This window comes from Kocuria sp. CPCC 205235, assembly GCF_040980905.1.
Lineage (GTDB): Bacteria > Actinomycetota > Actinomycetes > Actinomycetales > Micrococcaceae > Kocuria > Kocuria carniphila.
In genome coordinates this window covers 75,352-97,825 of the sequence record NZ_JAVKPR010000002.1, presented here as the reverse complement: position 1 = coordinate 97,825, position 22,474 = coordinate 75,352, and the positions used below count along the sequence as shown (strand labels likewise).

17 protein-coding genes and 1 pseudogene are annotated in these 22,474 nt (G+C 64.2%); 4 read left to right on the top strand and 14 right to left on the bottom strand.

The genetic code is table 11. The features are described 5' to 3' along the window. Positions 1–120: 120 nt before the first annotated feature. Genes RF638_RS01955 through RF638_RS01930 form a run of 6 tightly spaced genes read right to left on the bottom strand, consistent with a single transcriptional unit; the run spans position 121 to position 8,756 of the window. Positions 121–1,572, bottom strand: coding sequence for a polysaccharide biosynthesis C-terminal domain-containing protein (locus tag RF638_RS01955; RefSeq protein ID WP_368629236.1), 1,452 nt, complete (start codon positions 1,570–1,572; stop codon positions 121–123). After that, complete coding sequence (locus RF638_RS01950; protein WP_095797645.1) at positions 1,569–2,846, bottom strand: O-antigen ligase; 1,278 nt, start codon at positions 2,844–2,846, stop codon at positions 1,569–1,571. Before RF638_RS01950 ends, RF638_RS01955 begins: the two co-directional genes overlap by 4 nt. Further along, a complete protein-coding gene (locus RF638_RS01945) occupies positions 2,846–3,772 on the bottom strand; it encodes a glycosyltransferase family 2 protein (protein WP_368629235.1) in 927 nt (308 codons plus the stop codon). Before RF638_RS01945 ends, RF638_RS01950 begins: the two co-directional genes overlap by 1 nt. After that, entirely contained in the window at positions 3,769–4,524 is a 756-nt protein-coding gene (locus tag RF638_RS01940) for a CDP-alcohol phosphatidyltransferase family protein (RefSeq protein WP_368629234.1), read from the bottom strand. The genes RF638_RS01945 and RF638_RS01940 overlap by 4 nt, the downstream gene beginning before the upstream one ends. Next, the gene (locus RF638_RS01935) at positions 4,521–8,060 is read right to left on the bottom strand and encodes a fibrinogen-like YCDxxxxGGGW domain-containing protein (protein ID WP_368841302.1); all 3,540 of its coding nucleotides are present in this window, start codon (positions 8,058–8,060) and stop codon (positions 4,521–4,523) included. The genes RF638_RS01940 and RF638_RS01935 overlap by 4 nt, the downstream gene beginning before the upstream one ends. Before the next feature lie 36 nt (positions 8,061–8,096). After that, the gene (locus RF638_RS01930) at positions 8,097–8,756 is read right to left on the bottom strand and encodes a hypothetical protein (RefSeq protein ID WP_259912756.1); all 660 of its coding nucleotides are present in this window, start codon (positions 8,754–8,756) and stop codon (positions 8,097–8,099) included. 155 nt (positions 8,757–8,911) lie between these two features. Between RF638_RS01930 and RF638_RS01925 the strand changes: the two genes are divergently transcribed. Then, positions 8,912–10,201, top strand: coding sequence for an acyltransferase family protein (locus RF638_RS01925; protein WP_368841301.1), 1,290 nt, complete (start codon positions 8,912–8,914; stop codon positions 10,199–10,201). Here RF638_RS01925 and RF638_RS01920 read toward each other — a convergent pair. From RF638_RS01920 to uraD, 8 genes and pseudogenes are all read right to left on the bottom strand, one after another. Further along, positions 10,198–11,163, bottom strand: a pseudogene (locus RF638_RS01920) (aminotransferase class V-fold PLP-dependent enzyme); the annotation flags it as partial. The gene RF638_RS01925 and the pseudogene RF638_RS01920 sit on opposite strands and share 4 nt — an antisense overlap. Beyond that, entirely contained in the window at positions 11,139–11,309 is a 171-nt protein-coding gene (locus tag RF638_RS01915; RefSeq protein ID WP_368841413.1) for a twin-arginine translocation signal domain-containing protein, read from the bottom strand. The gene RF638_RS01915 and the pseudogene RF638_RS01920, both read right to left, overlap by 25 nt. A 138-nt stretch (positions 11,310–11,447) precedes the next feature. Further along, entirely contained in the window at positions 11,448–12,326 is an 879-nt protein-coding gene (gene rfbA / locus RF638_RS01910; RefSeq protein ID WP_259912754.1) for a glucose-1-phosphate thymidylyltransferase RfbA, read from the bottom strand. A gap of 100 nt (positions 12,327–12,426) precedes the next feature. After that, the gene (aceE, locus tag RF638_RS01905; RefSeq protein WP_368841300.1) at positions 12,427–15,165 is read right to left on the bottom strand and encodes a pyruvate dehydrogenase (acetyl-transferring), homodimeric type; all 2,739 of its coding nucleotides are present in this window, start codon (positions 15,163–15,165) and stop codon (positions 12,427–12,429) included. A gap of 150 nt (positions 15,166–15,315) precedes the next feature. After that, a complete protein-coding gene (locus RF638_RS01900; RefSeq protein ID WP_368841299.1) occupies positions 15,316–16,866 on the bottom strand; it encodes a nucleobase:cation symporter-2 family protein in 1,551 nt (516 codons plus the stop codon). Between the two features lie 87 nt (positions 16,867–16,953). Further along, positions 16,954–17,844: a factor-independent urate hydroxylase gene (gene pucL / locus RF638_RS01895; RefSeq protein ID WP_259912731.1), complete on the bottom strand. Its 891-nt coding sequence runs from the start codon at positions 17,842–17,844 to the stop codon at positions 16,954–16,956. 70 nt (positions 17,845–17,914) lie between these two features. Next, positions 17,915–18,241, bottom strand: coding sequence for a hydroxyisourate hydrolase (gene uraH, locus RF638_RS01890; RefSeq protein ID WP_095797655.1), 327 nt, complete (start codon positions 18,239–18,241; stop codon positions 17,915–17,917). Next, a complete protein-coding gene (gene uraD / locus RF638_RS01885; RefSeq protein WP_368841298.1) occupies positions 18,238–18,732 on the bottom strand; it encodes a 2-oxo-4-hydroxy-4-carboxy-5-ureidoimidazoline decarboxylase in 495 nt (164 codons plus the stop codon). The genes uraH and uraD overlap by 4 nt, the downstream gene beginning before the upstream one ends. Before the next feature lie 199 nt (positions 18,733–18,931). Between uraD and RF638_RS01880 the strand changes: the two genes are divergently transcribed. The 3 genes from RF638_RS01880 (at position 18,932) to RF638_RS01870 (ending at position 22,474) form a co-directional block, all read left to right on the top strand. Next, positions 18,932–19,666, top strand: a complete 735-nt coding sequence (locus RF638_RS01880; RefSeq protein ID WP_315276373.1) for a glutamine amidotransferase — start codon at positions 18,932–18,934, stop codon at positions 19,664–19,666. Positions 19,667–19,737: 71 nt separating this feature from the next. Next, positions 19,738–21,135 carry a lysostaphin resistance A-like protein gene (locus RF638_RS01875; protein ID WP_368631044.1) on the top strand — a complete coding sequence of 466 codons (1,398 nt, stop codon included), beginning with the start codon at positions 19,738–19,740 and terminating at the stop codon, positions 21,133–21,135. 10 nt (positions 21,136–21,145) lie between these two features. After that, positions 21,146–22,474, top strand: a complete 1,329-nt coding sequence (locus RF638_RS01870; RefSeq protein ID WP_095797658.1) for a M18 family aminopeptidase — start codon at positions 21,146–21,148, stop codon at positions 22,472–22,474.

Sequence of the window (22,474 nt, the reverse complement as noted above, 5' to 3'; positions counted from 1 at the left end):
AATGCGTCAAATTCTGTTGGCATCCTGCGCCCGCAAAATGCCTAGTGAATTGAAGGTGATCTGCTGATTAACAGACTAGTAAGTTTCTGTGAATTCGATCAAGGCGACACGTGTCCTCCCTTATGCGGAATCCCGCACCGTGGACCGGCGAGCCAAGCGCAGGAGCACCCATCCGACCACCGGGGCCATGAGTGCCAGATGAACGAGCAGCGCGGTCACCGTGCCACCTCCGAACCACACCGTGACCAGGCCCACCAAGAGGGTCCAGCCGCCGGTGATGGCTCCGGTGCGCAAAATCAGACCCAGATCTGGGCGGATCCCCAATTTGGTAGTGATCTGCCAGAGCGCCAGGCCCGCATCCGTGAGGAGCGCCGCGGACCAGGCAACGGCGGCCCCGGTGATACCCCATACCGGGATCAACAGGAGGTTGAGCGTCACGGCGACGATGAGGGCGGAGAACTTGTTCCCCAGTTGCCACGAGCTGCGACCCGCCATCAACAAGATGGATTGCACACCGCCGGCGGAGACCACGAACAGCATGCTCAGGGACACGATGGCCATGGCGGTGTGGCCCGATTCGAAGCCCTCGCCGAACAGGTTCAGCACCGCGCGGCCGTGCAGCGCCAAGGTGAGATACAGGGGCCACGCAGCAGCGACCAGAACGGCGGTGGCCACCGTGTAAATGCGATTGGTGCTCCCGAAATCCTTGACCGCCATGGCCGCGCTGATCCCCGGGCCCGTGACCATACGGGCGGTGTGATCCAACATGGTGCCGGCTCGGACACAGCGATTCACTACGCCGTACACACCTGCGGCCACCGGCCCCAGGAAGACGCCCACGAGGAGCACATCGATCCACTCGAGCAGCGTCTCGATCATGGCGGTGACACCGCGGGCGGAGGAGAATCCCCAGAACTGTTTCTTGTCGAAGCCCTCCGCCGCAGGCTCCTCAGCGATCTCGCTGTCGGGCCAGGCACGTTTGGCGGCGATGAGTGCGAAGCCCAGAACCACGATCACGGGAAGACACCAGGCGAGGGTCAGGGCAGGAAGCGACGTTCCCAGCCAGATGACGATCAGCACACCCGCCCACCGCAGGGACGGCAGGGCCACGTTCTGCAGGAACGAGAACCACGGAACCTTGTGCAGTCCACGCAGCACGCCGAAGCACAGGTTCAGGATGGTCCCCGCCACCAGTGCGGTACCGAGAATCAGCACGGCGGTCCCCGTGTCCTGCTCGAGCGCCCCTACGAGCGCAACCACTCCCGCTGTGAGAGCGACGAGCAACGAAACGATCACCGGAGGGGGAGCGGCGGCGCGCACGGCCGTGCGCAACTGGTCCGAGCGGCGTCGTGCGGCGAGCGAGGGCAGGGTACGCACCAGACCGACGTCGGCGCCCACGGTGCACGCGGTGGTCGCGATCGCGAGGATCGCGGTGAGTTGGAAGAGGCGGCCGGCATCGGCTGCGCCGGAACCGTGCGTCATGCTCAGGGTGATCCCGAAGGCCATGACCGCGCCGGCCATGACGAAACCGAACGTCAGCGCGGCGCTGCGGGCGCCTCCCACCCGACTCATGAACGAGCCTTGGCGATCCGCTCACGCATGAGCAGACCCAGGACCGTGACCAGGATGCAGGTTTGCATGATGTCGAAGCTGTAAACCACGAAAATGGCGCTCGCGGCGAGGGGAACGGAGTGCAGCATGATGGAAGCCGGCGATTTCACGCCGCGGGTCCACCATGTGGATCCCCATAGGAAACCCACGAACAGGATGAGGCCCACCAGGCCGTAGCTGAACAGGAAGAACCAGAGGTAGCCCTGGGTGCCCATGTAGACACCCACGCTTTCCTCCATGCGCGGGGCGCCGTGACCCAGCAGCGGGCTCTCCAGCGAGGCCTCCCAGGTTTGCCGGTAGAGGTTGAGCCGGCCGCCGGTGCTGTCGCTGTATTCCTGGCGACCCAGGATCTGCTCCGCCACTCCGCCCAGGATCAGCCACATGGCGGCACCGGTGAGGGCCAGCAGACCTGCCAGGCCAACCTTCCAGTACCCGGAGAGGGCGAGACGGAAGACCGCGTACACCAAGGCGATCCCCAGACCCAGGAACATGCCGCGGTTGCTGGTGCCAACGGCGGGCACCAGGGAGAGCACCAGCCCGGCACTGATCAGCAGCTTGACCCACCAGGTACGCACGGTCAGCAGCGTGGCCAGTGCCACCGGGGTCAGCATGACGTAGGCGACCCCCCAGCTGTTGGCGTAGGGGAACGGGGCCGACGGACGGATGTAGGGTTCCGGAGCGCCCCACGGCAACTGCACTTCGGCCATGGGCGGGAACACCAGGTCTTTGACCAGCTCGTTGGAGGTCAATGAACCGGGCAGGAGCATGCCGACCGGCGTGTTCAGCCGAACATCGGGGATGAACAGGGCCAGGGCACCCATGAGCACCACCGTGGCCCACACGGTCATCAACCCGGCCAGGATCGCGTGCTGGCCCAGCCTGTCTCGGGCGTTGACCACGTACAGCAGGATGATCAGGGCGGCCAAGAGGTTGCCCCAGCGTAGTGCGAAACCCACCAGAGCACCGGCGTCGGGTAGCTGGGTGGCGCACGCGAGCGCCCAGACCACCAATGCGGCGAGGAACCACGCAGGCAGGGGCACCATGACGCGGCCGCGCAACACCATGAGCGCGGCCATGATCACCGCGAGAGCGAACGGCGCGAATTGCAGTGCGCCCATGGCCCAAATGATGGGGAAGCCGTGGAAGAGGATGAGAATCGGCCACGCGGGTAGTGACCGTTGAGAGGTCGTCGCCGAGTCTGCCGGCAATGCTGGTCGGTTGTGCAGCTGGGTCATTACAGACCTCGGCCGGTGCTTTGAACCACGTTCAGCAGCGCATCCGCGGGCACCGGGGTCATGGCCACCACGAGAGCGGCCCAGCCGCGCAGCTGCAGGGGATTCCTGCGGAGCGTGGCGTGGGACCATTCCACGGCCGTACGACGGCGCCCGCGCGCCGCATGCGCGAAGGCGACCTGGCCCGTGATGCGCGCCAGGCCCGGTGGGCAGCTCTCGAATTCCGGAAACTTCCGCAGGATGTAGGTCAGCCCTTCGGCCAGCGAATCCCATTTCCCCGCGAAGTAGGACGGACGGTCCCAACGCACCGTCAGCACCGTCTCCGGGACCGAGATCACCGGCCCGTTACGCGTGGCGCGCAGCAGCAGATCGTAGTCCTCACCGTAACCGTGGGGCAGGTCCTCGTCCACGGGGCCAATGGCACCGCCGGGCCGCAGATCCTCCGTGCGGTACAGCACCGCCGAGGGGTGGATCTCGGTGATGCGGGAGCGCAGGAAATCGTCGAAGGAAGCTTCGGCGGGAGGATCGCGGTGGACGGTTCCCGAGTCCGTCACGATGGCAATGCCGCCGGCCACGGCCACCGCGTCCGGGCGCCGTTCCAACGCGGCCAACTGGAGGCGTAGCTTGGCGGGTTCCCAGGCGTCGTCGTCATCGCAGAAGGCCACGAACTGACCGCGCGCGTGGCGCACCCCGCTGTTGCGACCACCGGCCAGACCTCGAGGGCCGTCGTTGACGATGGTTCGCAGGCTCACGTTCTCGGGCAGATCCACGTCCGTCAGCTCGTCGATCGCCACGTGGTCGAAGAGCACCAGGATCTCGAGGTCCGCAGTGATGTCCTGGGCCGCCATGGCGCGTACGGCGTCGCGCAGCATCTCCGGACGACCACCGATGGTGCAAATGATCCCGGTAACGGTGGGCAGAGTGCTCATGTGGTGGTCTCCTGATTCTTGAGGGCGTGCAGGGCACGGCGCTTCCGGCGCATGGATATGGCACCGATCCCGATGTGGGCGATCAGCAACAGTCCGTACGCCACGGCGAACACCCCGGGAGCGCCCCACAGCACGAAAACCCAGCACGTCACGCCGGCATCCATGGGCAGGTTGACGAACGACCGGATGGGTCCCGCATCGGAGGCCACATTGGTGCGCACCCCGCGTGCCCGCAGCAACTGCTCCGCGAGGATCTGGCTCATGAAGTGCCCCACGGCCACCAGGGCGAACACCACGGGAAGCGCGAGCAGCCACGAACTGATGTCGTCGCGCACCGGGTCATGCCGGTACCAGGAGATCAATGCGCACAAGTGGATGGCCGGGGTCCGAATGGCATCGACCACGTGGTCGAGCCATTCACCGGCGGGCGAGCCGGTTCCGGTCAGGCGAGCCACCTGGCCGTCCGCGGAGTCCAGGACGTACCCGATGGCGAACAACACGGCCACCGCCACACCGGTCCACCACGAGATGGGCCCCAGCGCCAGCAGGCCCAGGCCAACCGCGGAGAAGGTTGCGCTCAGTGCCGTGGTGCCGTCCGCGCTGACCCCTTTGGAGGCCAGGAATGCCGCCGCATACCGTGCCAACGACCGGTTGACCCAGCGCGTGTATGCGGGCACCCCCGCCCCGGGTTTCTGCGCGCGTCGCAGCTGCTCATAAGCATCGGTATAGGTCAGCCGTTGGGCCACTGTCACTGATTCTCCTCCTCGACCGCCTCAGCCATGCGGGCCTCAGCTGCCTCTTCGGGAACGGCCTGAAGCGTCACATCAGCGCTCGCATCAGGGGTGCTCCGATAATTCACGTGCATTTGGACGGCCACGGTGTTCTTCCCGGCCTTCAAGGCAGACGCGGGGACGACGACGCTCATGGGGTTTTCCGTGGCGGCGGCGGTCCGCGGCGCCTGGGTCGAGTAGGTGCTCCAGTTGACGGCGCCGGTGGGCAATCCTGCCCTGGCCACTTCCTGACCGTTGATCCACACGATCACTCCGTCGTCGGAGCGGGTGGTCAACAGCAGTTCGTGCAGTTCATCCGGGTTCGTGACGTCGAACTCGCGGATCAACTGGGTGCTGATGGGGCGGGTCGAATCCGCCTTGAGCACCGAGCTGACGCCCTGGCCCCAACCCACTGGAGCGGTTAGGACCGACCACTCAGGATCCACGGGTCCCTGGAACCAGTTGTCCGAAGGCGCCGAGTTCACGTGCCGGACCGACCACTTGGAACCCGCAGCGACCAGGGGCTGGTTACCGCTGGACTCGGTGGGCGGTTCCGGCGCCTCACCCGGTGTGGCCTGGGCGGTCAGCTCGAAGGACAGATCAGGGGAGGCGCCCCAGTTGGCGTGCACCTGGGCGGACACCACGTTCCTGCCGTCCTTGAGCATCCACCCGGGAACCTCCACGGTCACCGGGTTCTGAACAGCGGCAGCGGTACGCGGTGCGGCTGACGCGAAGGTGTTGTGATTGATCGGACCCTCGGGCAGTTGCGATCGGGTCACTTCGACACCGTTGACGTACACCACGATGCCGTCATCGGCGCGGGTGGTCAGCGTCAACTTCTCCACGTCGGCTGCCTGATCGATGTTCACCTCACGGCGGACCTGGAAGGAGCGTGGTGTGGTTCCCTCCGGAGCCGTCAGCTGAGTACCGAGATCCGCTGTGCCGCGGCCCAACGGTGCTGCGCCCTCGGGCCAGGACGAATCGTCGAAGTCCACGGAACGCCAATTGCTGTCCGGGGCCGTGGCGTCGAACCGGTAGCGCCATTGCTGCTTGGCCTCGAGCACGGAATATGGCGCGGTGCCCGGTGTGGTGTCACTCGGTTCCGGCGTGGGTGTCGGAGTTGGTTCCTCGGTGGGAGTGGGCTCAGGAGTCGGTTCCGGCGTGGGCTCGGCACCCACGGCGGTCAGCGGCGTGCTGGCCGAGATGTTCCCGCTCGAATCTGCCGCGCGCACGGCGTAGGTCGCGCCCTCGGTGGCGGGCAGGGAGTAGGAGGTCTCCGCGGTGGTGGCCACGGTGCGATCACCGCTCAACAGCTGGTATACGGTTCCGGAGCCGCCCGAACCCTTCCAGCTGAGCTTGTGGGTTGCCGCTCCGTTCACGGTTTCCGGTGTCACGCGGAAGTCGGTGGGAGTGCCCGGGGCGCTCGCATCACGCGGAGCAAAGCGGACGAAACCGCCGGACCACTGGGACCAGCCGGCCTGGGTGTCGGAGCGGGCAATGTCGCCGCCGGCCCACAGCACACCGCGGCTGTCGACCATGGAACCCCAAATCCCCCAGCCGCCGTGGCCCTTCAGGCGCGGGTTGAACTCGGGCAGGTAGGAACCGCTCGCGGAATCCCACGCGCCGATCAGATCGATGCGGTCGGCCACACTGAAGGCACCGCGCGGAACCGCATACTTATTGGCCCCTGAGTAGTTGAAGTGACCACAGTGGCACGAACCGAACACCGTGTCGTCGTTGTTCGAGATGGACTGGAAGTCGCCACCGGCCATGGTGATGTTCTCCTGAGTGCGGCTCAGGGTGTCCCGGTTGTAGCCGAACATCGAATGCTCCGCGCCACCGGCCCACACGGTGTCCCCGTGTTCCTTGACCGCAAACTGGAAGCCGTCCACGCGACCGGCGCGAGGTGGCATGGAGGGGGTCCAGGACCACGGTGTCAACGTGGCGGCGCCCTGGGCGGACATCGCCGCCAGGCGGAAGGCCGGGTTGGGACCCGACTGCGAGAAGTAGCCGGAGGCATAGACACGGTCACCTCGGTCTGAGGCGTCCACATCGGTCGCGGTTCCGTTGAAGTTCGGGTTCCACGCGCGATCCGGCGTGCCGTTGGTGGCATTGATCTTCGCAGCACCGCGGGCATAGACCTGGTAGGGATCGGTGCCGCCGGTCAAGTGGGTGAAGGAACCGGCCAGGTAGAGGTCGTTGTCACGAAGGGACAACCCTCGGACCTGAATCACACCTCCGGACACCAAGTTCTCGATCTTGAGCTTCCATGCGGGGTCCAGTTCACCGGTGCGAGCGTTCAGCACGGCCAGACCGGGGGAGGTCACACCATTGACGGTCGAGAACTGACCACCGACCGCCACCCGATCACCGGGCAGCGCCTGCAGCGCTTTGACCTGACCGTTGAGCACCGGTCGGAAATCCGTCCGGAGTTCACCGGTGTCGACATCGAAGGCCGCCAGGTACTTCTGATCGACAGCCTCGGCACCGTTGGCGTCCCGCTGCATCCGAGCGAAATTACCGCCCGCGAAGACCGAACCCGCCGACTCCGCGAAGGCCTGCACCTCGGTGTTCAACTCGCCCTGGCCGCCGTCGGCTCGTCCGACGGCGCCCCAGCGGGTGGGTTCGGCGCCAGAGTTGGGCAGTTCGCGACGTTCCTGGACAGCCGTTCCTGCAGCCGGGATCTCCCGACCCGCAAAGGCATCCTGGGTGACCTGCGGTCGGATGTACATCTGGGCGAACGGGATGGCTCCGGTGCTGGAATCCCTGGCCCACAAGTGGGAATTGGCGTCGGTGGTTCCCCGCACGCCGTCGTCGAAGGCGAATCCGCGCAGGTATCCCTGCTCCGCACGATCGGTGAAGCGTAACGCCTTCAGCGGGTCGTAGCCGCGGAGCCAGTGGCGTGGAATCTGGGCCCACGAGGTCAGCTGATTGGTCACGCGTTCGCCGTCGAAGTACGCGTTGGGAACGGGGATGCTGGCGCTGAGCGTCCAGGACCAGCGCGGCTGGTTGGTGGTGTCCAGCCGAACTTCCTGCCAGTTTCGCCCGGCCTGGTCCTTGGCGCGGCGGATCCGTAGGCCTTCGGATAACTCGTCCGGGCGCTGGCCGTTCAACAGCTCGTCCACGGTCTCCGAGGACAGTTGTGCGGGTTTGAACGCCTCGGGCCCGGTGATGGTGTTCCGAAGGGAGGCGGGATTGCCCTGACCCTCGTAACTCTCGGTCCAACCTTCGCGCCCACGACCCACCATGACCCAGCCACCGCCATCGGTGGCCTGGTCACAGTAGAACTCCTGGGGTGTGTCCATGGCCGGCGTGAGGAGCCAGTAAACGCCGGACTGTGACGTGCGATCCCGCTGTTTGATTTCAAAGCAGGAGGCCGCAGCGGTTTGTTGGGTCTTACCGTCCACGGGACCCGGTGCCGCAGCAGCGGGGGACACGGGTGTCAGTGACGTGACCACGAGCGCGGCAGCCAGTGCCGAGGGTGCTGTCATGGACAGGAAACGACGCAGAATATTCATGATGTCAACCACCGGAAGTGTGGAGTGGAGCTGGGATCAGCAGCGGGGATCGGACGGGAAACCGGTGGCGACAACTTTCCAGCCAGCGTCGGGATCCTCGATGAGGTCAAAGGTGTTCAGGACGCGCTGTCCCTGAGACTCGGGACGCACGACACGGCCGTTGGGGCCGATCACTTTGACGGATGCGTCGTTCAAGCATGCGGTGATGCGCAGACCGGACGTGCCGTCGATCGTGATGGGTGCGCTGGTGGGTGTGCCTACCACTTTGGGCTCACCAACTTGCTTCCAGCCCTCGCGCTCGAACTCGTCCTCGAGATTCGCCATTTGCTCCGCAGCTGGTCCGATGGCAGCCACGGAGCTGTCCTGCTCCGTGGTGGTCGGAACGGCGAGCCATGAGGCCACGGCCTTCATCTCCGGGCCGTTTCGATTGAGGTTGCCCGACCGAGGGAGGTCCTCCGCGGGTTTGTTGTCGACCACGTAGTCGGCGGCGAAGGCATCTGCGGCCAAGTGTGGATTGATCTGTCCGGGTTCGGCTGGTGCCGCAGACGTGTCGTTATTGTCCGGATCGGCCTGGGCCGCCGCGAATCCTGTGAATCCGAGTGCGCCGATGCCCAGCGTGATCACGGTGCCCAGAATGATTGTTCTCGGGCGTTTCGTAGCTGGTGTCAGCGATTGTCGTGATGATTGAGTGTTCACACTTATCCCTCCCCATGAGATAACGGACCGCATCTCAAGCCCCCTTGGATGCTTGGTCCCGTGGCGCTATTTTTTTTGCGCCGGATGTCAACGCTTATTCCCTTAAAACTCGCTGACATCTTGCTGGCACGTTACCATGCGCAGGGTGCTTGTGTATGTACGCCATTTGGGGCGGTCAACGGATTTTTCACGGACGCCAAGTGCCCTGTGGCATCGGGGGATGCCACAATGAAACACGTGTGTGGCTACGGGGGGAGACAGTTTTGGGGAGTTCAGTTTCGAAGCATCGCGCTATTAACACGCCACTTGACGCGCAGAATCGCAAACTTCCTTTGAGGGGATTCGCACATGTCGATGCCATGCGTGCAGGTGCGGTCATGCTGGTTGTACTGTCGCACGCAGGTTTGACCGTGGTTCCGGGCGGCAGCGGGGTGACCATTTTCTTCGTCATCTCGGGTTTCATCATTACGCATTTGTTATTACGTGAACTCGAAAAGACGAACTCTTTTGATATTCGAGGGTTTTATCTCCGCAGAGCGTTGAAAATCTTCCCGCCACTGTTGGTCATCGTGATTCTGCCATCACTGATCTATGGGCTGTTCAAATCGTTGAACTGGGTAGACGTCGCAGGTCAGCTGCTGTTTTTCTTTAATTGGATGTACATTGACTCGGATGTCTCGGTACTTCCGGGGACCATTGTCGTGTGGAGTCTGTCCATCGAAGAGCAGTTCTATCTGGCAGTCGCGTTCTTCTGGTTTCTGATGGTGCGGGGGCGTCGCCCGGTAATGGGTCTGCGCGTTCTGGCCTGGGCAATCATCGTGTGTTCGGTGCTGGCTCGCGCGGTTCTTTACTTCTCCGGCGCTACCTCGGATCGGATTTACTTCGGCACGGATACCCGTTCGGAGGCGATTGCCATTGGTGTCCTGGTGGCCTTGTGGTTCAGGAGCAGACGGTTACGTTCTCATGAATCAGCAGGTATTCACGCCGAAATTGCGCGAAGGAAAGAGTTTCTGGGGAAAGACGCCATTCTGTGGACAGCTCTCACGCTGTACCTGGCGTCATTAGTCATTCGCGATGAATTATTTCGCGAAACCCTCCGCTATTCCATGCAAGCAGTGGCTGCAGCTCTGGTCATCATGTGGGGACTGGGGGGCGCGGATGGCCCGCTGGGCCGCTCCCTCAATCGGATCATGAAGCTCCAGCTCGTCCAACTGCTGGGCCTGGCCAGCTACAGCATCTACCTGGCCCACCTGATCGTGATCCGCGCTCTCGAGCCGGTCACCACGGGGCTACCCGAGCCCCTCACCGTAGTGCTGGGAGTGATTCTCGGAACCGGTGCCGGCATCTTGGCATGGTGGGGTATCGAGGAGCCGGTGGTGCGGTGGCGGCAACGCCAGAAAGCCAAGAACGCCGCCGCCACCACCGCGTTGAACCCGAACGCCTAGAACCGCCTCGCCGCAGCCTTCAACGCCCGCGCCAGCAGGTCGCTGTCCTGCGGGGTGTTGTACAGGGCCGGGGTCACGCGAATGACCTCGCCCTTGGCCACACCACCGCGGCGCACCGTGAACACGCCCCACTCGTTGGTGAGGTAATCGGTGATCGCCACACTCTGCTCGCGAGTGGTGTTGCCGTCGATCCGGAACGAGGTCAGAGCCCCGTACATCCGGTGATCCTCCGGGGTCATGACGGTCAGGTTGGGTACGTCCACCACCTGCTTGACCCAGCGGTCGCGCAGGTACTGCAACCGCGCGAACTTATTGGCGGCACCCACTGCGTGGTGGAAATCCAAGGCTGCGGGGATGGATAAGTAATTGGCCGAATTGGCGGTGCCGGTGTGAATCCTGGACCGCACGTCGTCGGCGTCGAAGTCCTCGTCCGCGAAGTGCCGGTCGATGTCGCCCAGGCGATCCTTCTGGATGTACAGGAAGCCGCAGCCCAGCGGCGCGCCGATCCACTTGTGCAGGTTGAATCCCACGAACGGGCTGTTGAGATCCTTGACGTCGAAGTCCACGTGACCCCACGAGTGGGCGGCATCCACAACGGTGTCCACCCCGCGCTCGGCGGCCATGCGGGAGATTTCCGAGATCGGCACCTTGAGTCCGGTGCGATGCGAGATGTGGGTCAGTAGGAGCAGTTTGATGCGCGGGTTGTCCGAGAGCAGCTTGGTGTAATGATCGATCACGTTCTGGTACGTGGCCGGCTCCGGAATCGCGGTGGTGATCACGTCCACGCCGCGGCGGTCCTTGAGCCAATTCATGGCGTACTGCATGGAGTCGTAGTCGAGGTCCGCGTAGGCCACGGCGTCCCCGGGCTTGAGCTTGTTGTAGCCGCCGATCATGACCTGCAGCGCCTCGGTCGCACCGCGGGTGATCGCGATTTCGTTCACGGAGCATCCCGCCGCCTTGGCGAGCCGGGCGCGTTCGGTAGCTCGGAGCCTCCATGGCCATGGCCGCGACCCTCGTGCGCGTGCGCGGGAGAGGCCACGAGCCCACCTACGGCCAGGGTCCCCAGTCCCGCGGTTCCCTTGACCAAATTCCTTCGATTGAGTTCCACGGCGTGCTGCCTTCCCCCGAGAGTGTTGCTGTCGAGCACACTCTGAGGGTCTGACGTCACGCCCGGTCGGACGGCAACTTGCGGGTAGGGGAGCCTCGGGTGAAATTCCGGTGACGACGCCGCGCGGCCACCGCTCGCTCAGCCCCGCAGCCGTTCGTGCTCCAGCAGTCCCAGGAGGTAGTGACCGTAGCCGCTCTTGACCAGGCCTGCCGCGCGCTCGCGCAGCTCGTCGTCGGAGAGCAGCCCCATGCGCCAGGCAACCTCTTCCGGGCAGCCGATCGACAGCCCCTGACGAGCCTGGACGGTGCGGATGAAGTTCGAGGCGTCCGCCAGCGAGTCGAAGGTTCCCGTGTCCAGCCACGCGGTGCCGCGGTCCAGGACCTGCACCTGCAGCTTGCCCTGCTCCAGGTAAATGCGGTTGAGGTCGGTGATTTCCAGCTCCCCGCGGGCCGAGGGTTTCAGTGACCGCGCGTACTCGACCACGTGATTGTCGTAGAAGTAGAGACCAGGGATCGCGTAGGGGCTACGCGGCTGGGACGGCTTCTCCTCGAGCGAGATGGCGCGGCCGGCGGCGTCGAATTCCACCACGCCGTACGCGGTGGGGTCGGCCACGCGATAACCGAACACCGCGGCGCCGTCGATCTCGTTGAAGCGGCGCAGCTGCGTGCCCAGGCCGGGGCCGTAAAAGATGTTGTCGCCCAGCACCAAGCAGACCGGCTCGTCACCGATGTGCTCTGCGCCCAGGGTGAACGCCTGCGCGAGCCCGTCCGGGGATGCCTGCACCGTGTAGGTGATGGACACTCCAAAGCGCGATCCGTCGCCCAGCAGCCGCCGGAACTGCTCCGAATCCTGGGGTGTGGTGATGATCAGGATCTCCCTCGCGCCCGCCAAGAGAAGGGTGGAGAGCGGGTAGTAGATCATGGGCTTGTCGTACACGGGGACCAATTGCTTGCTGATGCCCATGGTGATCGGATGCAGTCGGCTGCCCGTGCCTCCCGCGAGAATAATCCCCTTCATGCCGCCCATTCTTACAGGACTCCGTGCAGATGAATGGATCCGCGCACAGCCGTGGCCCCCGTCCGTTACGGAACGAGGGCCACGGTCGAACTGGATGGAATCAGGCGTCTCCGCCGGCGTTACCGGAGGTTCCGGCCTTGGGGTTGAGCAGGTCGTACTTTTCAATGGCCTGCTTGGGAGCTTCCGCATCCACCTCACCGGAATCCGCGAGCATCTCCAACGTGCGCACCACCATGGAGTGGGCATCGATGTTGAAGAAGCGGCGGGCACCGGCACGGGTGTCCGAGAAACCGAACCCGTCCGCGCCCAGGGACGCCCACTGGTTGGGCACGTACTGGCGGATCTGGTCCTGCAGATCGGAGGCGAAGTCCGACGTCGCCACGACCGGTCCCTGGGTTGCGCCCAGTTTCTCGGTCACGTAGGGCACGCGACGAGCTTCGCCCGGGTTGAGGAACGCGTCCCGCTCCGCGGCCAAGGCATCGCGGCGCAGGTTGGTCCACGAGGTCACCGACCAGACATCGGCGGAGACACCCCACTCATCGGCGAGGATCTGCTGTGCCTCGAGTGCCCAAGCGACGCCCACACCGGAGGAGAGCAGCTGGGCCTTGGTGCCCTCGTTCTCGGCCGGCTTGAGCAGGTAGATGCCCTTGATGATGCCCTCGACGTCCACGTTCTCCGGTTCCGCTGGTTGGCGGATCGGCTCGTTGTAGACGGTCAGGTAGTACATGACGTTGTGGTCTTCGTCCTTGGACCCGTACATGTGCTCGATGCCGCGCTTGATGATGTGCGCGATTTCGTAGCCGTAGGCCGGGTCGTAATGGATCACGGCCGGGTTGGTTGCGGCCAGCAGCGGGGAGTGGCCGTCGGCGTGCTGCAGACCCTCGCCGGTGAGCGTGGTGCGGCCTGCAGTGGCGCCGATGATGAACCCGCGTGCCAGCTGGTCCGCGGCGGCCCAGAAGGAGTCGCCGGTGCGCTGGAAACCGAACATCGAGTAGAACACGTAGAACGGGATCATGGCCTCGCCGTGGGTGGCGTAGGAGGTGCCTGCCGCGGTGAACGCTGCGGTGGCACCGGCCTCGTTGATGCCGGGGTGCAACAGCACGCCCTGCGGCGATTCCTTATAGGCCAGCATGAGCTCGCGGTCCACCGACAGATAGTTCTGCCCGTTGGGGTTATAGATCTTGGAGGTCGGGAAGAACGAGTCCATACCGAACGTGCGCGATTCGTCCGGGACGATTGGCACGATGCGGTGGCCGAACTCCTTTTCGCGCATGAGGTCCTTCAAGATACGCACGAACGCCATGGTGGTGGCGGCCAGCTGCTTGCCGGAACCCTTCTTGCCCGAGGCATAGGCCTTGTCGGAGGGCAGCACGATGTCCTTCTGCTCGTGCGGGCGATCCGGCACAAAGCCACCCAGTTTCTTTCGGCGCTCCAGGAGGTATTTGATCTCCGGGGAGTCCTCGCCGGGGTGGTAGTACGGCGCGTTGTAGAGGTCCTTTTCAAGTTCCTCGTCGCTGATGGGGATCCGCAGGTGATCGCGGAAGACCTTGAGGTCATCCAGGGTCAGCTTCTTCATCTGGTGGGTCGCGTTGCGGCCTTCGAAGTGTGTGCCCAGACCGTAGCCCTTCACAGCCTGCGCAAGGATCACCGTGGGCTGACCCTTGTGTTCCGTGGCCGCTTTATAGGCCGCGTAGACCTTGTGGTAATCATGAGCGCCGCGCTTGAGCTTCCAGATCTCGTCGTCGGACATCTCCGCCACGAGTTCCTTGGTCTCAGGCGACTTGCCGAAGAAGTGGTCGCGGACAAAGCCACCGTTCTCGGCCTTGTACGTCTGGTAGTCACCGTCCAGCGTCTCGTTCATGATGCGGACCAGATCGCCGGTCTTGTCCTTCTCGAGCAAGTCATCCCACTCGCGACCCCACACGACCTTGATGACATTCCAACCCGCGCCGCGGAAGAACGCCTCGAGTTCCTGAATGATCTTGCCGTTACCGCGAACGGGTCCGTCCAGGCGCTGCAGGTTGCAGTTGATCACGAACGTGAGGTTGTCCAACTTGTCGTTGGCGGCCAGCTGCAGAAGCCCGCGGCTTTCCGGCTCGTCCATCTCACCGTCGCCGAGGAAGGCCCACACGTGCTGCTCGGAGGTGTCCTTGATGGCGCGGTTGTGTATGTAGCGGTTGAACTGTGCCTGGTAAATCGCGTTCATCGGGCCGATGCCCATGGACACCGTGGGGAACTGCCAGAAGTCCGGCATGGAACGCGGGTGCGGATAGGACGAGAGCCCCTGAGGAGCCTTGGTCTTTTCTTGGCGGAACGCGTTGAGATCCGCTTCGGACATTCGACCCTCGAGGAACGCGCGCGCGTAGTTACCGGGGGAGGAGTGACCCTGCCAGAACACCTGATCGCCGCCGCCCGGGTGTTCGGGGCCGCGGAAGAAGTGGTTCAAGCCCACTTCGTAGAGCGTGGCCACGCCGGCGTACGAAGAAATGTGGCCACCCACGCCGATCTCCGGGTGCTGAGCGCGGTGCACCATAACCGCGGCGTTCCACCGCAGGTACGCGCGGTATCGGCGCTCGATCTCCTCGTCGCCGGGGAATTCCGGTTCCTGGTCGACCGGGATGGTGTTCACGTAATCCGAGGTGGTCACCATCGGAACGCCCACGGAATGGGTGCCCGCGTGCTGCAACAGAGCGCGCATGATGTACTCCGCGCGCTCCGTTCCCTGCGCCGCGATCAGCCCGTCGAAGGACTCGATCCACTCCTGGGTTTCCTCGGAGTTGGCGTCTTTGAGGTTGTTGGTCAACCCACTCAGAATGTGGTGGTTACTTGAAGGCTGCACAGTTTCTCCTGCAGTGTCACGGTGGTTCACCGATGTGGCAGTGCGGCTGCCAGGCTCCGGTGGGGGCCTGGCAGCCGCGAGTATTTTTCGGGTGACGACGCCGCTCGGTGCGGTCGATCGCGAAGGTCGCGAGCGGCGTCGTCGGCCTGGCTAGTGGTCGCCGGCTGTGGACCCTGACCGATTCTCCACGACCGGAGCCTGGACGACCTCGCCCGACGCCGTAATGGCCGGGATTTCCTTGCCCTCGGCATCCACGAGCTTGCCGTTCTTGATGGTGTCGCCCTCGCGCAAGGATCCCTGCAGATGCTCGAGCGATTCCTGGCGAACGTAGCGAGGTGGGGCCGCGGTGAAGACCGAACCTTCGCCCTTGGGCGGGTTACCCAGCTTGATCTCGTTGAACAGAATGTTCAGGAGGACGGCTGCCACGGCGGCGGAAGAAATACCGGAGTGGAAGATGGTCTCGAACCAGGTCGGGAAGCCGCTGTAGATATCCGGAGCTGCGATCGGCAGCATACCGATACCAATGGCGGTGGAGACGATGACCAGGTTGGGAGTGCCCTGGTACTTGACCTTACCCAGGGTACGGATACCGGAAGCGGCCACGGTGCCGAAGAGCACGATGCCCGCGCCACCCAGGACCGGCATGGGGACCGCAGCAACCACGCGACCCAGGATGGGCAGCAGGCCGAGGATCAACATGATCAGGCCGCCGGCCGTGACCACGAATCGGCTCTTCACACCCGTGATGGCGACCAGACCAACGTTCTGCGCGAACGCGGACTGAGTGAAGCCGTTGAACAGGGGAGCCAGGAAGGAAGCGCCCATATCGGCACGCAGACCGTCAGCGATACGGCGGCGGTCCACCTTGGTGTCCACGATCTCACCCACGGCAATGATGTCCGCGGTGGTTTCCGTGAGGATCACCAGCACCACAATGGTCATCGAGATGATGGCCGCGGGCTGGAAGGTCGGCGGGCCGAACGCAAGGGGCTCGGGGAAGGCGAAGATCGAGCCGTCCATGACCTTGGAGAAGTCGGCCATGCCGATGGCCAGGGCGAAGAGCGTGCCCAGGACAATGCCCAACAGGATGGACAGTCGCGAAATGATCGCGCTGCGCACCTTGGACAGCAGCATGATGATCAGCAGCGTTGCGCCGGCCAGGCAGACGTTCTTGAAGATCGCATTCTCGTCCCCGGCATTCGCGACGGCGGCGCCACCCATGGCCCACTGCGCGGACACGGGGAACAGAGACAGGCCAATGGTCGTGATGACCACGCCGGTGACGACCGGCGGGAAGAACCTGATGATGCGCGCGAAGAACGGTGCGATCAGGAAGCCGATGGCCGCTGATGCCATCACCGCCCCGAAGACCGCCTGGATCCCGCCGTCACCGTTGACGATCGCGGTCATGGTGGCCACACCGGCGAACGAGGTGCCCTGGACCAAGGGCAACTGGGAACCGAAGAACTTGATGCCGAAGGACTGGAGCATGGTTGCCAGACCGCCGACGAACAGACAGCAAGCGACCAGGAGCGCTTGCTCATTGGTGGACAGACCGGCTGCGCCACCCACGATCAACGGCGGAGCGATGATGCCGCCGTACATGGTCAGAACGTGCTGGAATCCGTAGCCTAAGCTCGGACCCGCGCCGAGGTACTCGTCCTCGGGCCGCTTGACCTCGGTCGTAGCGGTTTGTGACATTGGGAAGCCTTCCTAAGAATGAATGAGCTGGTGTGTCCCCGCCTCGGCCTCAAGAGGCGGGGACACATCGGCGGTAGAGCAGATGGCTCAGCAGAAGCCGGTGATGCCCATCCAGGCGTGCTCGTCCTCGGCAGCGTCCTTGCGCTGCACGGTGGCCTCGATCAGGCCGAAGGGACGGTCAGCGGCGTAGTGGGTTTCGTTGTTGTTGCCCAGATCGCAGAAACTCAAGTCGTAGACGAAGTGGTGCTTGTTGGGGCATGAGAACTTGATCTCGTCGATCTCCGGGTGAGCCTCGATCACGGCCTTGCCCATGAGGTACAGGGTCTCCTGCAGCGCACGGGAGTAGTGGTCGGTGAACTTCGTGAGGATGATGTTCTTGACGCTGTCGTACACGGCGTCGAAGTCGACATCGGTGGTGTTGTAACGCCAGCGGGTCGCCACGTCCGTGGACATGATGCGGTCCGTGGTTTCCTTCAGGGTCGTGTACTGGTCCTTGGGGTAACCCTCGAAACCGGACTCGGTGGACTTCAGGATGGTGAGGTCCTTGAAGCCGGAGATCACGGTCTTCTTGTCACCGTCCGTGACGAGCACGGAAGTGCGGACTTCCTGCTTGTTCTGGACAAAGCAGTGGTCGTTGTCGTTGATGCGATCCCAGCGGTACTCATCCGCTGCCCAACGACCACCGGAAATCCAGTCGAACTCGCTCGTGAAGTGATCGGAGAGCTTGAGAATCAGGTCCTCCGGGGACTTGATGTCGTACTTCTGGGCGAACGCGAACACTGTGTTCTTCTGGGTGTCGGTGGGGACACAGTGAGCGTTGTCGCCCTTGGTGTGCACGTCGGTCAGGTCACCGCGCAACTGGGACGTGACGACCAGGTCGCGAATGATGTGACGGTCGTTGTCACGGTTGATGCGCACCACGTGGTTCTGCGCCTTGCCGTACTGATTCTTTCCGAGAACTACTTCGGTCATGTTCATCTACTCCTATGTAGAAAATTGATGTGCTGTCTGAGTGGATCGGCAATCGTCGACTGGGTCGGCTCCTGGGTCAACTGCCGCGGTATGTGGAATACGCAAACGGGCTCAGCAGCAAGGGCACGTGGTAGTGGCCCTGCTCCTGTCGCACCGAGAAATCCACTGAGACGAACGGGTAGAACGTCTCAAGCTCGCGACCGGCAAAGTACGGCTCGGTTGCGAAAATGATCCGGTAATGGCCGGACTCCAGGGTCTCTGGGCCGAGCTCGGTGACTCGGCCGTCCTCGTTGGTGGTGGCAGTGCCAAGTTCTTGGCCCTCACCGGTGAGGAGCGTGACGTCGATTCCTTGGGCTGGGCAGCCGTGCACGGAATCAAGGACGTGTGCGGAAATGAAGCTCATGACAGGATCCCTTCGATGCGGAGGAGTGCAATCTGACGAAGTTGATCGGCAACTTCGGTGCGCTCGTCCTCCGGGGTGTTCTGCAGGCGGCGCTGCAGCTCTGACAAAATCTCGGGCAATGAACGGCCGGCGGCGCGGATCAGGAACACCTGGCCGAAGCGCTCCTCGTACTCAGCGTTACCTCGGGCGAGCTCGGCCTTGATGTCCTCGGTGGACTCACCCAGTCCGCCCTGCTCGTTGCGGGAGAGATCGGCTTCCTTGGACTCCCCGGCGGCGCGCTCGCCGATCTTGGGGTGGTGCGACAAAGCCTGATCGACCTCTGCGTCCGTGAAAGGGTTGGCTGCGTCGCGTGCGGCGGCCAGTGCGTCGTCGGTGCTTTCGTACGGACGACCGTCCACGATCTCTTCGATCCAGCGTTGGATGTCCAGAGCGGGGCGTACGGTTTCCACCGCCGACTGTCGATCCGTTTCGTTGAACTCGCTGAGCGTCATTGCGTCCCTTACTTTTCCGCTATGTGAAATCTAAATTCCATATAAAGATAGTGAACTGGATCACAGGACGGAAGTCAAGAGGGTTGGGCCGGAGTTTTCAGAACCGAAACCAAGTGTCACCCCGCTGTAACGCGTGACGTGGTGTGACGCACATCGTGACGCGCACGGCGGGTGCTGAAACGGTGCCTACGATGAGGTCATGAAACCGTTTGTACTGCTGGCCACCCGGCCCGAAGACGATGTGGCTCTGGAGGAATACGACGCCGTACGGCGTTTCGGTGGCTTGCAGGAGTCTCAGCTCGAACACCTGCGTTTGGAGAAGGGGCCCGTTCCGCAACTGGACCTGGAGCGTTACAGCGGAATCATCGTGGGCGGTTCGCCCTTCAATTCCTCCGACCCCGCGGAGGAGAAGTCGTCCACCCAGCACCGCGCCGAGAAGTGGATCAGCACGCTTCTGGACGAGGTCGTGGCTCGAGACTTCCCGTTCCTGGGTGCTTGCTACGGCGTGGGCACGCTGGGGATCCACCAGGGTGCTGTGGTGGATCGCACCCGCAGTGAAGAGGTGGGGCCGATCACCGTTACGGTCACCGACGAGGGTGCCAAGGACCCGCTGTTGTCCCAACTGCCGGGGGAGTTCACCGCGTACGTGGGGCACAAGGAAGGCACCCGGTCCCTGCCCGCCAGCGCCGTGCTGCTGGCCAGCGGCACGGTGTGCGAGGTCCAGATGTACCGGGTCAAGCAGAACCTCTACGCAACGCAGTTCCACCCGGAACTCGACCCGGGCGGGCTGATCAACCGCGTGATTGCATACAAGGATTTGGGGTACTTCCGTCCCGGAGACACCCAGACCGTGATCGACCGCGTGAAGGACGGGCCCGAAGTGGACCAGCCCAAGAAGATCCTGGCCGCATTCGTCGACCGCTATGCGGTGTAAGGCAGCGCGGCCCGCGGTACACGCCCTCCACAATGACCGCACCGGGGTCCAGTGACCGATAGCGTGGAGTCATGAGCCAGCATCCCGCGCCTTGGAGCAAGCCGCCAGCACCGAACTCGAGCCCGGCCCCACGGCCCGGCGAGGTGAGAGGCGCGGGTGGGGGAGCGGCGTCGTCGACCATGAACGGCGGTCGTGTCCCGGCGCCTGTACCGGCCACCGGACCGTCCCAGGTGCCGCCGGAGCAGCTACGCACGCTGGCGTATCACCGGTTAGGATTCGCCGACCGCAACCACGAATGGTGGAAGCCCCTGGTCGAGGGCGCGATTCTGTTCTTCTTGTTCCTCGTTCTGTCGGTGTTGTTCGCCATCCCGGTCATCTTGTTCATGGACAACCCCATGGGCCTGGACAACGTGGCCACCATGGACCAGCTGGATCCGCTCATCTTCTTCTTCCTGTTCGGTTCCGTCGCGCTCCTGGCACCGGCGGCGTACCTGGCCCGAAAAATCATGGGGCCGCGGCCATTGGGGCTGCTCCATTCTGTGACTGGGCGGCTGCGCTGGAAGTGGATGCTCCAGTGCGGGCTCGCGGCGTTGGCCATTTTCGTGGTGATCAACGGCTTGTCCATCCTGCTCGACCTGATGACCGGCGGCGAGGCGATCGAGTTCACCGTGGCACCCCAGTGGGGATGGTTGCTGCTCATGGTGGTGCTGCTGGTGCCCATCCAGTGTTTCGCGGAGGAACTGGTCTTCCGTGGCTATCTGATGCAGACGGTGGGCCGTTGGTTGAAGCACCCGGCCTGGGCGATTCTTCTGCCGGTCCCGCTGTTCGTCGCCGGGCACCTCTATGACGTGTGGGGACAGGCCTCCATTGCCGTCATGGCGATCACCATGGGCGTGATCACGTGGCGCACCGGCGGGCTGGAAGCGGCGGTCGCCCTGCACGTGGTCAACAACTGCACGGTCACGCTCATGGCCATCGTTGGATTGGCGGACCTGAGTGATACCAGCGGCGGGCCCATCGACGTCCTCTTCACGCTGGCTGTCAACGGGGTCTTCCTCCTGGTCGTGTTCCGGATGGCCCGTAAGACTCGAATTGCTACGTCTCGCACCATCATCCTGCCGCCCCCGCCGCGGTTGCCGGCGTTGGCGCAGCGGCCCCGCACGGTCAGCCAGGTGGGTTCCGAGCTCGCGGCGTTCGTGGTGGATCCCCGCACCCAGAACTACCTCTCCCTGCCCGAGCAGTACGGTCCCTACACCGTTCGGGATGGTCAGGGGCGCCCGGTGGGTTTGTTGGACGTGCGTAAGACGTCGGGTCCGCAGTCACCGAACGGACAATCCGGGAACGGTCCTTGGCCGAACGGCCCGTCACAGGGTGGCGATCCGCGGGACCGCCAGCTCGCGGGTGCGCAGCCGCCGAACCGGGGCTCCCACGGTGGCGACTCGGCTACCAACCAGGACCGCACTCCCTAGACTGTCCTGCATGGCCCATCACAGCGTTTCTGACTTGGATTCCCACCGCGCCCCGTTCGGCTACGCCCGCGCCCTGGGCGATTACGTCATGGCCTCGCCCAGCTCGTACCACGCGGTCGCGGCCGCGGCGGAGCTACTGCGCGGGGCGGGATTCACGGAACTGAGCGAATCCGAGGCGTGGAGCGACGTCGGCGGGCGGCACTTCACGATTCGCGACGGCGCTCTGATCGCCTGGGTGGCCCCGCGCGACTATCGTGCGGGCGCCGGGGCTCGCATCCTGGGTGCGCACACGGATTCGCCAGGGTTCAAGCTGAAGCCCAAGCCCACCACGGTCTCCAACGGCTGGTACCAGGCTGGTGTTGAGGTGTACGGCGGCGTGCTGCTGAACTCGTGGCTGGACCGGGACCTGCGTCTTGCCGGACGGATCGTGGTGCGCGGTGAGAACGGCGAGCTCACGCAGCACCTGTGCGCCACGGAGGCGGTCGCCCGGATCCCGCAGTTGGCCATCCACCTGGACCGCGGCGCCAACGAAGGGCTCAAACTCGACAAGCAGCAGCACGTGCAGCCCATTTGGGGGACCGGTTCGGCTCAGGACGCTGACGTGCTGGGCCTGCTCGCCGACATGGCCGAGGCGTCGGTGGCTCCGGAGGACATCGTGGGATTCGACGTGGTGCTCGCGGACACACAGAAGCCCGAACTGATCGGTCAGCGGCGGCAGCTGCTCGCGAGCGGGCGGCTGGACAACCTGTCCTCCGTGTACGCGGGAATGCACGCGTTGGTCGAGCATGCCGAGGACCTGGAATCCGCGTCGCAGATGTCCGTGCTGGCCGCGTTCGACCACGAAGAGGTCGGCTCCGCCACGCGCTCCGGTGCGGCGGGTCCGTTCCTGGAAGACGTGCTCGCGCGGATCAGCGCGGCGCAGGGTGAATCGCAAGATGATTACCGACGTTCCCTGTCCGAATCGGTGTGTTTGTCGGCTGACGCCGGTCACCTGGTCCACCCCAACTACCGCGGTCACCACGACCCCGTGAACACTCCCGAGCCCGGTGCGGGTCCATTGCTCAAGATCAACGCCAACCAGCGCTACACCACGGATGCCGTGGGTGCCGGTTTGTGGGCGGACGCGTGCGAGCGTGCGGGCGTGAGCTATCAGGAGTTCGTCTCCAACAACAACGTGCCGTGCGGTTCGACCATCGGCCCCATCACGGCCACCCGCCTGGGTATGCGCACCCTGGACGTGGGCGTGGGACTGTTGTCGATGCACTCCGCCCGCGAACTCGCCCACGTGGACGACCTGCACGCGCTGTCCCGAGTGACCGGGGCGTTCTGGCGGTCATAA